This window comes from Nocardia suismassiliense, from assembly GCF_900269665.1.
In the GTDB taxonomy this organism is placed as follows: Bacteria; Actinomycetota; Actinomycetes; order Mycobacteriales; family Mycobacteriaceae; genus Nocardia; species Nocardia suismassiliense.
Genome location: NZ_LT985361.1, coordinates 3209432 through 3221890, shown reverse-complemented (window position 1 = coordinate 3221890; position 12459 = coordinate 3209432). Strand labels below are relative to the sequence as shown.

Annotated in this window: 13 protein-coding genes; 5 read left to right on the top strand and 8 right to left on the bottom strand. The window is 67.8% G+C overall.

Annotation, left to right across the window (positions count from 1 at the left end; translation table 11 throughout):
• Positions 1 to 7: 7 nt before the first annotated feature.
• From hemA to DBO33_RS14495, 5 genes are all read left to right on the top strand, one after another.
• Positions 8 to 1270 carry a 5-aminolevulinate synthase gene (hemA, locus tag DBO33_RS14515; protein ID WP_107655499.1) on the top strand — a complete coding sequence of 421 codons (1263 nt, stop codon included), beginning with the start codon at positions 8 to 10 and terminating at the stop codon, positions 1268 to 1270.
• Complete coding sequence (locus DBO33_RS14510; protein WP_107655498.1) at positions 1267 to 2502, top strand: MFS transporter; 1236 nt, start codon at positions 1267 to 1269, stop codon at positions 2500 to 2502. Before hemA ends, DBO33_RS14510 begins: the two co-directional genes overlap by 4 nt.
• Positions 2499 to 3791 (top strand): aminotransferase family protein, encoded by a 1293-nt coding sequence (locus DBO33_RS14505; protein ID WP_107655497.1) that lies wholly within the window; start codon positions 2499 to 2501, stop codon positions 3789 to 3791. Before DBO33_RS14510 ends, DBO33_RS14505 begins: the two co-directional genes overlap by 4 nt.
• On the top strand, positions 3784 to 5238 hold the full coding sequence (locus tag DBO33_RS14500) for an NAD-dependent succinate-semialdehyde dehydrogenase (protein WP_107655496.1): 1455 nt from the start codon (positions 3784 to 3786) through the stop codon (positions 5236 to 5238). Before DBO33_RS14505 ends, DBO33_RS14500 begins: the two co-directional genes overlap by 8 nt.
• Positions 5239 to 5366: 128 nt before the next feature.
• A complete protein-coding gene (locus tag DBO33_RS14495) occupies positions 5367 to 5918 on the top strand; it encodes a TerD family protein (RefSeq protein ID WP_107655495.1) in 552 nt (183 codons plus the stop codon).
• Positions 5919 to 5924: 6 nt separating this feature from the next.
• Here DBO33_RS14495 and pcaC read toward each other — a convergent pair whose 3' ends face one another.
• The 8 genes from pcaC to DBO33_RS14455 are packed head-to-tail and all read right to left on the bottom strand — an operon-like array spanning position 5925 to position 12437.
• Positions 5925 to 6314, bottom strand: a complete 390-nt coding sequence (pcaC, locus tag DBO33_RS14490; RefSeq protein WP_107655494.1) for a 4-carboxymuconolactone decarboxylase — start codon at positions 6312 to 6314, stop codon at positions 5925 to 5927.
• Positions 6311 to 7087: a 3-oxoadipate enol-lactonase gene (gene pcaD / locus DBO33_RS14485; protein ID WP_107655493.1), complete on the bottom strand. Its 777-nt coding sequence runs from the start codon at positions 7085 to 7087 to the stop codon at positions 6311 to 6313. The genes pcaC and pcaD overlap by 4 nt, the downstream gene beginning before the upstream one ends.
• Before the next feature lie 11 nt (positions 7088 to 7098).
• Positions 7099 to 8451, bottom strand: a complete 1353-nt coding sequence (pcaB, locus tag DBO33_RS14480; protein ID WP_107655492.1) for a 3-carboxy-cis,cis-muconate cycloisomerase — start codon at positions 8449 to 8451, stop codon at positions 7099 to 7101.
• Positions 8444 to 8980 (bottom strand): protocatechuate 3,4-dioxygenase subunit alpha, encoded by a 537-nt coding sequence (pcaG, locus tag DBO33_RS14475; protein WP_107655491.1) that lies wholly within the window; start codon positions 8978 to 8980, stop codon positions 8444 to 8446. The genes pcaB and pcaG overlap by 8 nt, the downstream gene beginning before the upstream one ends.
• Positions 8973 to 9704, bottom strand: a complete 732-nt coding sequence (pcaH, locus tag DBO33_RS14470) for a protocatechuate 3,4-dioxygenase subunit beta (protein ID WP_107655490.1) — start codon at positions 9702 to 9704, stop codon at positions 8973 to 8975. Before pcaH ends, pcaG begins: the two co-directional genes overlap by 8 nt.
• The gene (locus DBO33_RS14465; RefSeq protein ID WP_107655489.1) at positions 9701 to 10882 is read right to left on the bottom strand and encodes a thiolase family protein; all 1182 of its coding nucleotides are present in this window, start codon (positions 10880 to 10882) and stop codon (positions 9701 to 9703) included. Before DBO33_RS14465 ends, pcaH begins: the two co-directional genes overlap by 4 nt.
• Positions 10879 to 11625 carry a CoA-transferase subunit beta gene (locus tag DBO33_RS14460; protein WP_107655488.1) on the bottom strand — a complete coding sequence of 249 codons (747 nt, stop codon included), beginning with the start codon at positions 11623 to 11625 and terminating at the stop codon, positions 10879 to 10881. Before DBO33_RS14460 ends, DBO33_RS14465 begins: the two co-directional genes overlap by 4 nt.
• Complete coding sequence (locus tag DBO33_RS14455) at positions 11622 to 12437, bottom strand: CoA transferase subunit A (RefSeq protein WP_107660272.1); 816 nt, start codon at positions 12435 to 12437, stop codon at positions 11622 to 11624. The genes DBO33_RS14460 and DBO33_RS14455 overlap by 4 nt, the downstream gene beginning before the upstream one ends.
• Positions 12438 to 12459 lie beyond the last annotated feature (22 nt).

The following is a 12459-nucleotide window of genomic DNA, read 5'->3' as shown; positions in this document are numbered from 1 at the left end:
GACTCCCATGGCTTTCGACTACACGGCCTTTTTCGAGCGACGAATCGACGACATCCGAGCGTCGGGTCAATACCGCACCTTTGTCGAAATCGAGCGCCTGGCAGGCCGATTCCCGCAGGCGGTGCACCACCACCGGGACGGGCTGCGCGAGATCACCGTGGGGTGTAGCAACGACCACCTCGGCATGGGCCAGTTCCCCGCCGTCGTCGAAGCCATGCACCGGTCGGTGAACCGCTCGGGTGTCGCGGCGGGTGGATCACGCAATATCTCGGGCAACAACCACACGCACATCCTGCTCGAACGTGAAGTGGCGCAACTGCATCGCAAGGAAGCGGGCCTGACCTTCATCACCGGGTATGCGGTCAACGATGCCGTGCTCGGGGTGCTCGGCAAGGAGCTACCCGGCGCGATCTTCTTCTCTGATGAGCAGAACCACGCGTCGATGATCCTCGGCATGCGCGCCTCGCGCGCCGAGCGGCGCATCTTCCGCCACAACGATGCCGCGCACCTCGACGAGTTGCTCGCGGCCACCGATCCGGATCGCCCGAAAATCGTTGCCTTCGAATCGATCTACTCGATGGACGGCGATATCGCGCCGATGCCCGAATTGTGTGCTGTAGCAAAGAAACACGGCGCGCTGGTCTATGTCGACGAGGCGCACTCGGTCGGCATGTACGGCCCGGAGGGGTCCGGCATGGCCGCGCAGCTCGGCTGCGCCGATCAGGTCGATCTGCTGATGGGCACCTTCGCCAAAGGCTATGGCACCCTGGGCGGTTACCTGACCGGGCCCGCGCCGATCCTCGACGCCGTGCGCAGTTTCGCGCCGGCCTTCATCTTCACCCTCGCGATGCCGCCCGCCCTCGCGGCCGCGGCGCTGGCGAGCGTGCGGCATCTGCGGGATTCCGACAACGAGCGAATCCTGCTGCACCACCGGGCCGGACTACTCCAGGACCTGCTCGCCGACGCCGAAATCCCTTTGGTGTCCACCGAAAGTCATATCGTTCCCGTGCTCGTAGGTGACCCGTACAAATGCAAACAACTGGCCGACATCCTGCTCGAGGAATACCGCCAATACGCCCAGCCGATCAACTTCCCGTCCGTCGCGCGCGGCACCGAACGACTCCGGATCAATCCGTCACCGGTGCACAGTCCCGCGGCCGTACACCGATTCGCCGAGATCATCGACACCGTCTGGTCGCGGCTGACCCTGCCCCGCCGCTCGGTACTCCCGATCGCCGGCCACGATGCGCTGGAGAAGGTTTCGGTATGAGTATCGAGACGCGGACCGAGCCACGCCGGAGCCTGCATCCGGCGGTGGAGGCTGAGCCCCCGACGCCGTGGGCTCAGCACATACTTCTCTACGCCGCGTTCTTCCTGATGGGCGCCGAAATGTATCTGGTGGCACCGATGCTGCCGGAGATCGCCCAGTCGTTGCACGCGTCGGTCGCCGCCTCGGCCACCATCGTCACCGCCTACGTTCTCGTCTACGCCGTCGCGGGGCCGCCGTTCGGCATCCTCGCCGATCGGTATCCGCGGCGCTGGTCGATCCTGCTCGGCTCGCTCGTCTTCATGCTCGGCAATCTGGCGTGCGCGGCGGCGAGCTCGCTGCCGATGCTGGTCGTCGGGCGCGGTATCACCGGCCTCGGTGCGGCGATCGCGGCCCCCGCGATCTGGGCTTACCTCGCCGAGCGCACACCGCAGCACCGGCGCGGACGGGTGATCTCGCTCGGTGCGAGCGTCTACTCGCTCGGGCAGGTGCTCGGTGTGCCGCTCGGCGCCGCCCTGGCCTCGCTGACCAGTTGGCGGTGGCCGTTCCTCGCCGTGGGCGTGCTGATGATCGCCACCTCGGCGGTGCTGTACGCGCGGCTCGACCACATTCCCGCGACCGGCACTGCCCGCGGCTTCAGCGCGCTGCTGGCGCCGTGGGCGCAACCGCGCATCAGTTTGGGGCTCATCGCGACACTGTTGTTGCAGGCGGGCCGCCTCGGCGCCTACACCTTCGTCGGGGTGATCTTCGCCCAGCGTTTCGGTTTCAGCCTCAACGCACTCGGTCTCGTCGGCCTGCTCGTCGGCGCGGGATCGCTGGTCGGCTCGCTGAGCACCGGCACCATTCTCGATCACTTGCACCGGCGAAATGTCAGCGGCGTGTGGGTTTCGGTGGTGGCCGCGGCGGCCTTCGCGCCCTGTGCCGCAGTAGCTTTGAGCACGCAGCATGTGCTCGTCGCCCTCGTGGCACTGACCCTGTGGTGCGTGTTCGGCGGGGCGTTCTACTCCAGCCAGCAGGCCTACCTGTCCTCGGCCGATCCGACCCAGCGTGCGTCCGTCGTCGCCTGGAACAACTCGATGATGAACGCGGGCATCGCGATCGGTACCACGTTGCTCGGCACGCTCACCGTCGGCAGTGCCGCCTTCGCCGGACTGACCGGCGCCCTCGGTATCACGGCGGCGCTGGTCGCGGCCGCCCTGCTCGTCCTGCTCCGAAAGGACCGTCAGCCAGCATGATTCCCGCATCGACCACCGTGCCGAACCGAACCGCCCTGCCCGTCGCCGCGTGGGCGCAGGGTCCCTACATCTACGACGCCGACGGAAACGACTATCTCGACGGCTCGTCCGGCGTGCTCAATGTGAATGTCGGACATTCGCATCCGACCGTGCTGCAGGCCATCGAGGACCAGCTCGGGCAACTGACCTTCGTGCACCGCACCCAGTTCCGCAATGATCCCGCGCGGCGACTCACCGAACGCCTGCTCTCGATCGCGCCCGCCGAGACCGCCGCCGTCGAGTACAGCAACTCCGGCTCCGAGGCCAACGAATGCGCGCTGCGGCTCGCGTTCGCCTACCAGCACCGGCGTGGTGCAGCGCAGCGCACCGTCATCCTGTCCGAGGAGCCCAGCTACCACGGCATGACCGCGGCGGCGCTGTCCATCACCGGCAGTCCCAACAAACGTGACCCGTCGGTGGAACCGCTGTTGGGGCAGCCGAACGGGAACCGAGTCCTGGTGCGCCCCAAGCCCGGTCGGCGGCGCGCCACCCACGAGGAATGGGCCCAAGCCCTGCTCGGCGTCGGACCGTCCAAGGTCGCCGCCATCGTCATCGAACCGCTCGGCGGTGCGTCCTCGGGTGCCGCGCCCATCGACGTCCATACCATGCAGTGGCTGCGCCGGGAGACGAAGAACAACGGGATCGTCCTCATTGCCGACGAGGTGATGTCCGGCTTCGGGCGCACCGGAAAGTGGTGGGCCTGCGACCATTCCAGCGTCGCTCCTGACATTTTGACGTCGGGGAAGGGGGTCACGGGCGGCTACACCAGCCTGGCGGTCACCCTGATCTCCGAGACGATCACCGCGGCGATCGCGGAGCCGCTCGGCCCGATCGCGCTGGGGCACACCATGTCCGCGAACCCGCTGGCGTGTGCCGCCGCCAATGCGGTGCTGAGCGTCATCGAGGACGAAGCGCTGCTGAGCAACGCCGCGCGGGTAGGTGAACTGCTCGCGGCGGCGCTGACCACCCTGTGCGATCGGTATCCGGCGCTGCTGTCGGATCAGTCGGGCATCGGGCTGATGCAGGCGCTGCATATCCAGGCGGGACAGCCTGCCGACACGAACAAGCGAATCATCGCCGCTGCGAAGGAAAACGGGCTTGTCCTCTGTGCGGCAGGCATCGGCGAGGCCACCAATTCGGTGCTCGTGGCGCCGCCGCTGAACAGCACCCCCGAGCTCATCGATGAGTTGGCCGACCGCCTGGACAAGACGCTGTCGGCGGTCTCCGGAAGTCGAGCGGGCGATGCGTGAAGTAGCCGAACTGCTCGCTGCCCTCCCCACCGAACTGTGGATCGGCGGCGAGCAGACACCGGCGCTGACGGGAAGCACCTTCCCCGTGCACAATCCGGCGACCGGCGAGGTCCTGATCGAGGTCGCCGACGCGGCCGCCGCCGATGGTGCGCGAGCCCTCGACGCCGCGGCTGCGGCGCAAAGCGGGTGGGCTGCCACACCGTCCCGGGTCCGGTCCGAAATCTTGCGCCGCGCATGGGAACTGGTCATCGCGCGAAGTGACGATTTCGCCATGCTGATGACCCTGGAGATGGGCAAGCCGCTGGCGGAAAGCCAGGGCGAGGTCGACTACGGCGCGGGGTTCCTGCGCTGGTTCGCCGAGGAGGCGGTCCGCGTGCACGGCCGCTACACCCATTCGCCGTCCGGCAACGGCCGCATCCTGGTCACAAAGCAACCCGTCGGCCCGACCTTGGCCATCACCCCGTGGAACTTCCCGCTCGCCATGGGCACCCGCAAGATCGCCCCCGCGCTGGCGGCAGGCTGCACGATGGTGGTCAAGCCCGCAGCGGAGACGCCGCTGACCATGCTGCTGCTCGGGCAGGTCTTCGCCGACGCCGGACTGCCACCCGGCGTGCTGTCGATCCTGCCGACCGCGGATGCGGCACCACTCACCGACCCGCTGTTCGCCGACGATCGGCTGCGCAAGGTGACCTTCACAGGTTCGACCGGTGTCGGCAAAATCCTGCTGGCCCAGTCGGCTACCCGGGTCCTGCGCGCCTCGATGGAGCTCGGCGGCAACGCTCCCTTCGTCGTCTTCGCCGATGCCGATATCGATGCCGCGGTCGACGGCGCGATGGCCGCCAAGATGCGCAACACCGGCGAGGCCTGTACCGCGGCGAACCGCTTCCACATCGACAACGCGGTCCGGGCGGAGTTCACCGCCAAGTTGACCGAGCGTATGCGCGCGCTGAAAGTCGGTCCCGGCCATCTCGACGGAGTGCAGGTCGGTCCACTGATCAGCGAGAAGCAGCGTGGCATCGTCACCGAATTGGTCCAGGATGCAACAGAAAAGGGAGCGGTGGTCGCCACCGGCGGTGCGCCCATCGCGGGCGAAGGCTACTTCTTCGAGCCGACCGTGTTGACGGAAGTGCCTGCCGAGGCACGCATCCTGCGCGAGGAGGTGTTCGGTCCGGTGGCGGCGATCACCGGTTTCGACGGCGAGGCGGAGGGGATCATCGCCGCAGACGACACCGAATTCGGCCTCGCCGCATACATTTACACCACTGACCTGGACCGCGCACTGCGCGTTGCCGAGGCACTCGAATCCGGCATGGTCGGGGTGAACCGCGGCATTATCTCCGACGTGGCAGCGCCTTTCGGCGGCGTCAAGGAGTCCGGATTGGGCCGCGAAGCGGGCGCCGAGGGCATCGAGGAGTACCTCGAAACCAAATATATTGCCTTGCCTTGAGACCGGGGCGACTTGCCTTACGCGTATTTTTACGGCATCTTTACAGGTAGGTGCGCCGGGAAGTCTGGTCGGCAAACCCGGTTCGCAGAGCGGCGAGTCGGGCCGTTCGACCACGGGAGATTCGCACCATGTTCGTGACACTCAGGGATGACAACAGGGGCGGACTCGACTACGTCAGCATGGCTCTCGGCTGGGATCCGGTTCCGCAGAGCCGCTGGCTCGCGGGCGGAGCCAAAGAGATCGATCTGAACGCTTCGGCATTGCTTTACGCCGAGAACAACATCGTGGACGTCGTCTACCACGAGCAGCTCATGTCCAGGGACGGTTCGGTGCGCCATCTCGGCGACAGCACCACCGGAGAAGGCAACGGCGACAACGAGATCATCACCGTCGACCTGACCCGGATGGCACCGGAGGTCACCGGAGTGTTGTTCCTGGTGACCTGCTACACGGGACAGAGTTTCGATCAGATCGAGAATGCGTTCTGCCGCATCGTCGATGGGGTCTCCGATGTCGAAATCGCCCGCTACGACCTGAGCAGCGCCGGGTCGTACACCGGCCTGATCCTCGGCAAGCTGACCCGATCCGGCAACGCTTGGCAATTCGACGCGATCGGCGAAGGCATCTCGGCTCGGCACCCTGCCGAGGCGGTGTCTCAGCTGAGAACCTCGGTGTTGTAACAGGATTCAATCGGCACGGGCCGGACCGTCGAGTTCGTCCAGCACCTGCTGACCGATGGCGAACGCGGCGTTCGCGGCGGGAACTCCCGCGTAAGCACCGGTATGCAACAGGACTTCGGCGATCTCGGCGGCGGTGACGCCGTTGCCGAGGGCGGCGCGCACGTGCATCGCTATCTCCTCGTGCCTGCCCAGGGCCGTGAGTATCGCCAGGGTTATGCAACTTCGGGTACGGCGATCCAGGCCGGGGCGGGTCCAGAGCGATCCCCACACCGCCTCGGTGATGTATTCCTGGAAGGGGCGGGTGAATTCGGTGGTGCCCGCTTCGGCACGGTCGACGTGTGCGTCGCCGAGCACCTCGCGCCGCACCTGCGAACCTAGTTGCGCGCGCTCATTCACGAATTCTCCTTCAGCTGTCCGAGGATCAGGTCATTGACGAGGCCGGGCTGTTCGACATTGGCCAGATGTGCTGCCGGACCGATGATTTCGAGCCGAGCCAACGGCACCGCATCGACTATCCGCTGTGCGTGCGCCGGTGGCGTCGCAGGATCGTCCGCGCCCGCGACGACCAGTGTCGGTGCGCTGATCCTGGGCAAACGTCCGGTGAGGTCCATCGTCTCGATCGCCGCGCAACATGCGGCGTAGCCTTCGGCGGGAGTGCTCGCGATCATGTCTTGAAAGTCGCGGGCCCGTTCCGGGTGAGCAGCCCGCCACTGCGGGGTGAACCAGCGCTGCACGGCCGCCTCCGCCACCGCGCCGGTGCCCCCGGCTCGGACGGTCGCGGCACGGTCGGCCCAGCCGCTGGGCGGTCCGAGCTCGGCCGAGGTGCAGCACAGCGTCAACGAGTGCAGCCGGTGTGGTGCGTGCTGGCCGAGCCACATGCCGACCATGCCGCCGAGCGACAGGCCGACGAAATGCGCCCGGCGAATGTGCAGCCGGTCCAGCAGTGCGAGCGCGTCGGCACCGAGATCGGACAGCGAGTACGGGCCGGGTGGCACCGGGGAACGACCGTGCCCGCGCTGGTCGTAGCGCACGACCCGATACCCGGCCGCCGTCAGCGCGGCGACCTGGGATTCCCACATCCGCAGATCGCTGCCGAGCGAACCACTCAACAGCACAGGCGGACCGGTTGGAGACCCCTCTACGACATGGTGGACATCGACCGCAGTCATCACTCTCCTGTTCATAGGCGCGACTGCCGGTCACGGAGTGCACGGCGGATGAATTCCTCCGTGGAACCCAGATAGCCGGCCGGCTCGAGTAGTTCACCGATTCTGTTGCGGCTCAGAAACTTTGCGGTAGCTGGGTTGGACGCAAGTACGTCGGCGAGATCCGTCGCCGTAGCCTCGGCCTGACGGCAACATTCCGCGACGAGGTCGCCCGCCTCTTGCCTGCCTACCGCACCGTGCGAGGCCGACACCAACTCGATCGCGACGTGCTCGGCCAGCAGCTGGCCACCGGTGCTGTCGAGGTCGGCACGCATACGCTGCGCATCGACCTGGAGGCGGTCCAGGCAGACCCGAAGCCAGTGCACCGCGGACCCGGTGCTGCGCAGCAGTTCGGTCAGCGGGCGCCACTCGGCATGCCACGATCCGGCGGCCCGCTGGTGTTCGTGCGCGGCGGCAGCCAGCAGCGTGGCGACCAGCCCCGGAGCTTGCGCCGCCGAACCGGCAGCGAGCACTGCGGCGACCGGATTCCGTTTGTGCGGCATCGTCGATGAGCCACCACTGCCCGGCGGCCCGTGTTCGGCCACCTCGGCGATCTCGGTCTGCGCCAACAGGGTGATATCGCGGGCGATCTTCGCAGCCGCGCCGCTCGTCTGACCGAGCACTCCGGCGATCTCGGCGATCCGGCTGCGCTCGGTGTGCCACGGCAGCACCGGCTCGGCGAGTCCGAGGCGATGCGCCAGCTCGCTCAACACCGGAACGCCGTTACCTCGTAATGCCGCCAAAGTGCCTACAGCGCCGCCGAATTGGACCGCAAGACGGTCCTGGAGAAGAACATCGATGCGGTCCAGCGCCGCGACCACGCCGCCGAGCCAGCCGGCCGCGGTGAGCCCGAAGGTGACCGGCGGAGCCTGCTGCAACAGACTGCGCCCAGCGAGCACCGTGCCCGAGTGTTCCTCGGCAAGGTGCGCGAGCCGGTCCGCGCAGGCGTGCAGATCGGCGCGCAACGCGGTCAGTGCCCGCGCGGTCACCAGCATGGCGGCGGTATCGAAGACGTCCTGACTCGTCGCCCCCAGATGCACATAGGCAGCGGCCTCAGGGACAACCCGCGCCGTCAGTGCGCGTACCAGCGGGCCCGCGGGATTGCCGATGCCCACCGCCGCCGCGCCGAGCTCAGCGATGTCGTACTGCTCTGCCTGGCAGCACCTTTCGATGGCAGCCGCAGCCTCGGCCGGAATCTCGCCCACCGCGGCCGAGGCCAGTGCGAGTGCCGCCTCGAAGTCGAGCATCGCCTGCCCCCCCGCTCGATCAGCGATCAACTCGGCGACGGGTCCCGCCGCGAGCACGCCGTCGAACAGCCCCTCAGACATCGAAAAACACCGTTTCGCCCGCGCCTTGGAGGTGTACGTCGAACACGTATCCGTCACCGTCACGCACAGCGATCAGCGTGTCGCGACGCTCCGGTGGCACCGTGGTCAGCACCGGGTCGGTCCGATGACGGTCGGCATGTTCCGGAAAGTAGACCCGGGTGACCAGCCGATGCAGTAGCCCGCGGGCGAACACCGACATATCGAGGTGCGGCGCCTGTTGACCCCCGGCACCGTCGCACACCGGGCCGGGAACAACTGTGTAGAGGGCGAACTGCCCGCGCCGAGTGTCGCTGCGCGCGAAGCCTGTTCGGTCGCTGTTCGCGTCGTCGGCCGATCCTGGTGCGTCGACCTGCCAGGTCTCGACCATGGCGTCATCGATGGCCGTGCCCGCTCCGTCGAACACCCGGCCCGTGATCCACACCGCGCCAGCAGTTCCCAGCGGCACGGCGAGCTCGCACTCATCGCGAATCAAGCCGATGTGCAGATAAGGCCCGACGGTCTGGGACGGAGTGCTGCGCAAGCTAGTCATCGTCGTCCTCCTCGTGTTCGAACGGTGTCGCGTTGCGTCCGCGCAGGACGATGTCGAACTCGAAGGCCAGCGCCCGCTCCGGCTCGCTACGCGCGTAATCGAAACGGCTGATCAGCAATTCACGGGCATGTTCGGGAACCGAGTTGAAGACCGGATCCTGGAAGAACAGCGGATCGTCCGGGAAGTACATCTGCGTCACCAGCCGCTGCGTGAAAGCCTGCCCGAACAGCGAGAAGTGGATGTGCGCGGGCCGCCACGCGTTGTGGTGATTGCGCCACGGGTAGGCGCCGGGCTTGATCGTGGTGAACTCGTAGCGCCCGGCACCATCGGTAAAGGTGCGCCCGGCACCGTCGAAGTTGGGGTCCAGCGCGCAGTTCCAGCGGTCGCGGTCGTGCCGGTAGCGCCCGCCCGCGTTGGCCTGCCAGATCTCCACCAGCGAGTGCGGGATGGGCTTGCCGTCGCCGTCGAGCAGTCGTCCGTGCACGATGATGCGCTGACCGATCGGCTCGCCCGCATGCTGAGCGGTCAGATCACTATCGTTGGGGCCCAACCGCTCCGAGCCGAACACCGGGCCGGTGAGCTCGGTGAGCCGCTGCGGCAACAGGATCAGCGATTCCCGCGGATGCCGCAGCACCGTGGAGGTGTAGCCGGGAAAGTCCAGCGGCGGGTGGATATCGTCGGGATCGCGACGGAAACCTGCGGGGTGCACTGGTTGTGTCTTCATGACGTTGCCTCCAGCACGACGGCGAGACCTTGGCCGACACCGATGCACAGTGCGGCCAGTCCCCACCGGCTGCCACGACGCCGCATTTCGCGGGCGAGCTGGTTGACGATCCTGGCGCCGGACGCACCGAGCGGGTGCCCGAGCGCGATCGCGCCACCGTTCACATTGACGATCGCCGGATCCAGCTCCGGCCACCCGGCCAGACAGGCGAGGGACTGCGCGGCGAACGCCTCGTTCAGTTCCACCACCCCCACGTCGCCCCAGCCGATCCCGGCCCGCCGCAGCGCAATTCGCGCGGCCTCTACCGGACCGATGCCGAACGCGTCCGGGTCGACGCCTGCCGCGCCGCGACCGGCGATGCGGGCCAGTGGCGCGCTACCGATCCGATCGGCGAGCGTCTCGTCACCGAGCAGCAGGGCGCAGGCGCCGTCGCTCAGCGGTGAGGCATTGCCCGCGGTCACCGTCCCGTTCGTGCGGAACGATGGACGCAGGCGCGCCAGGGTGGCCACCGTGGTGTCCGGGCGCACCGGTTCGTCCCGGGTGAGGTCGATGTCCGGCACGGCCGCGACGTGATCGTCGTAGAACCCGTTCTTCCAGGCCTGCGCAGCGAGTTGGTGGCTGCGCGTGGCGAATTCGTCCTGTGCCATGCGATCGATGCCGAAGAGGTCGGCGAGCAGTTCGGTGCCCTCGCCCAGCGATACCGTCCACCGCGCGGGCATCGCCGGATTGACCAGCCGCCAGCCCAGTGTCGTCGAATGCAGCGTGGCATCGCCAGCAGGAAAGCCCTTGGGCGGCTTGGTCATCACCCACGGTGCGCGGCTCATCGACTCGACTCCGCCGGCCACGAGAACCGAGGCGTCACCGGTCTCGATCATGCGGGAGGCGTGCAGAACCGCGTCCAAACTCGAGCCGCACAAACGGTTCACGGTGGCGCCGGGTACCGAGGTCGGCCAGCCCGCGAGCAGGGCGGCCATCCGCGCGACGTTCCGGTTGTCCTCACCCGCCTGGTTGGCGGCACCGAACAGCACGTCGTCCACCGTCGCCGGGTCCAAATCGGTGCGCTCGGCCAGCGTACGCAGGACGTGCGCGGCGAGGTCGTCGGGACGGGTGCCCGCGAGCGCACCACCGTAGCGGCCGAAAGGAGTTCGCACGCCGTCGTAGAGAAATGCTGCGCTCATGACGCCGCCTGCAAGGTGTGCAGGGCCGCGAGTTCGGCGGCGGTCGGCGGCTCGGTGACCGCCAGGTCGGCGGCGACTTTCAGCTCCCAGCCGGTGGCCGCGCGTACCTGTTCGACGGTCACCCCCGGATGCACGGCGGTCAGCACCAGCTCACCGTTCTCATCGGGCCGCATGATGCCCAGATCCGTGATCACCTGGGTCGGTCCGGCCCCGCGCAGCCCGAGTCGCGCACGCTCGGCACCACCGCGCCCATGCCCGAACGAGGTGACGAAATCGACTCGCTCGACAAAGGATTGGCGCGATTGCCGGACCACGACGAACACCTCACCGCACGACGCGGCGATCTCCGGCGCGCCGCCCGCTCCCGGCAACCGCACCTTCGGCTTCCGGTAGTCGCCGATGACGGTGGTGTTGATATTGCCGAAGCGGTCCAGCTGCGCCGCGCCGAGGAACCCGATATCGATGCGTCCCGGCTGCAACCAGTAGTTGAACACCTCCGGCACACTGATCACCGCGTCGGCGGTCTCGGCGAGGATGCCGTCACCGATCGAGGCGGGCAGCCGGCCCGGCTTGGAACCCAGGGTGCCCGACTCGTAGATGAGCACCAGGTCCGGCGCGTGGGTGGTGCGCGCCAGATTCGCGGCGGTGGACGGCAGGCCGATGCCGACGAAACACCGCTTGCCACCGCCCAGTGCCCGTGCGGCCGCGACGGTCATCGTCTCGTCGGAGGTCGAGCTCCTCATGCCACGCTCCCTGCGAATACGTGCTGCTCCAGCCAGTCGGCGAAACGTTCTCGGTCACGGCTGATCGCGTCCCACGCGGCGTAATAAGCGTTGTCCCGTTCGGAATACCCGTGCGCGTACGAAGGATTCGCGCCGCCGGGCACCTCGGCCACCACGGTCACCGCCCAGGCGGGCAATACGATCGCACCGGGCACCGGGGTGAGCTCGTCGACGATCTCTTCGACGGTGACCAGGCTGCGTCGCGCGGCGAGCACGGCTTCCTTCTGCACCCCGAGCAGACCCCACAGCTGCACGTTCCCGGCCCGGTCCGCGCGCTGGGCGTGAATCACGGTGACGTCGGGGTTGATCGCGGGCACCGCGGTCAGCCGCTCACCGGTGAACGGGCAGGTGATCGGCTTGATGGTCTCGGTCACCGTCGGCAGATCCGTGCCGACGTAACCACGCAGCACCGCGAACGGCAGACCGGAGGCACCCGCGACATAGCGGTTGGCCATGCCCGCGTGACTGTGCTCCTCGATCGCCAGCGCGCTCGGCCAGCCATGCTCGACCGCGTCCCGAAACCGGTGCAGCGAACCGACTCCGGGGTTGCCGCCCCACGAGAAGATCAGTTTCGCTGCGCAGCCCGCACCGATCAGCTGGTCGTACACGATGTCCGGGGTCATCCGCACCAGGGTCAGCTCGCGCCTGCGCTGCCGGATGATCTCCTGCCCGGCCGCGACCGGTATCAGGTGTGTAAAGCCTTCCAGGGCAACGGTGTCGCCGTCATGGACGAGTTCGGCTACCGCGTCCGCCAAGGACGAAATCCGGGCCACAATCACTCCTTACGTTCGTCGG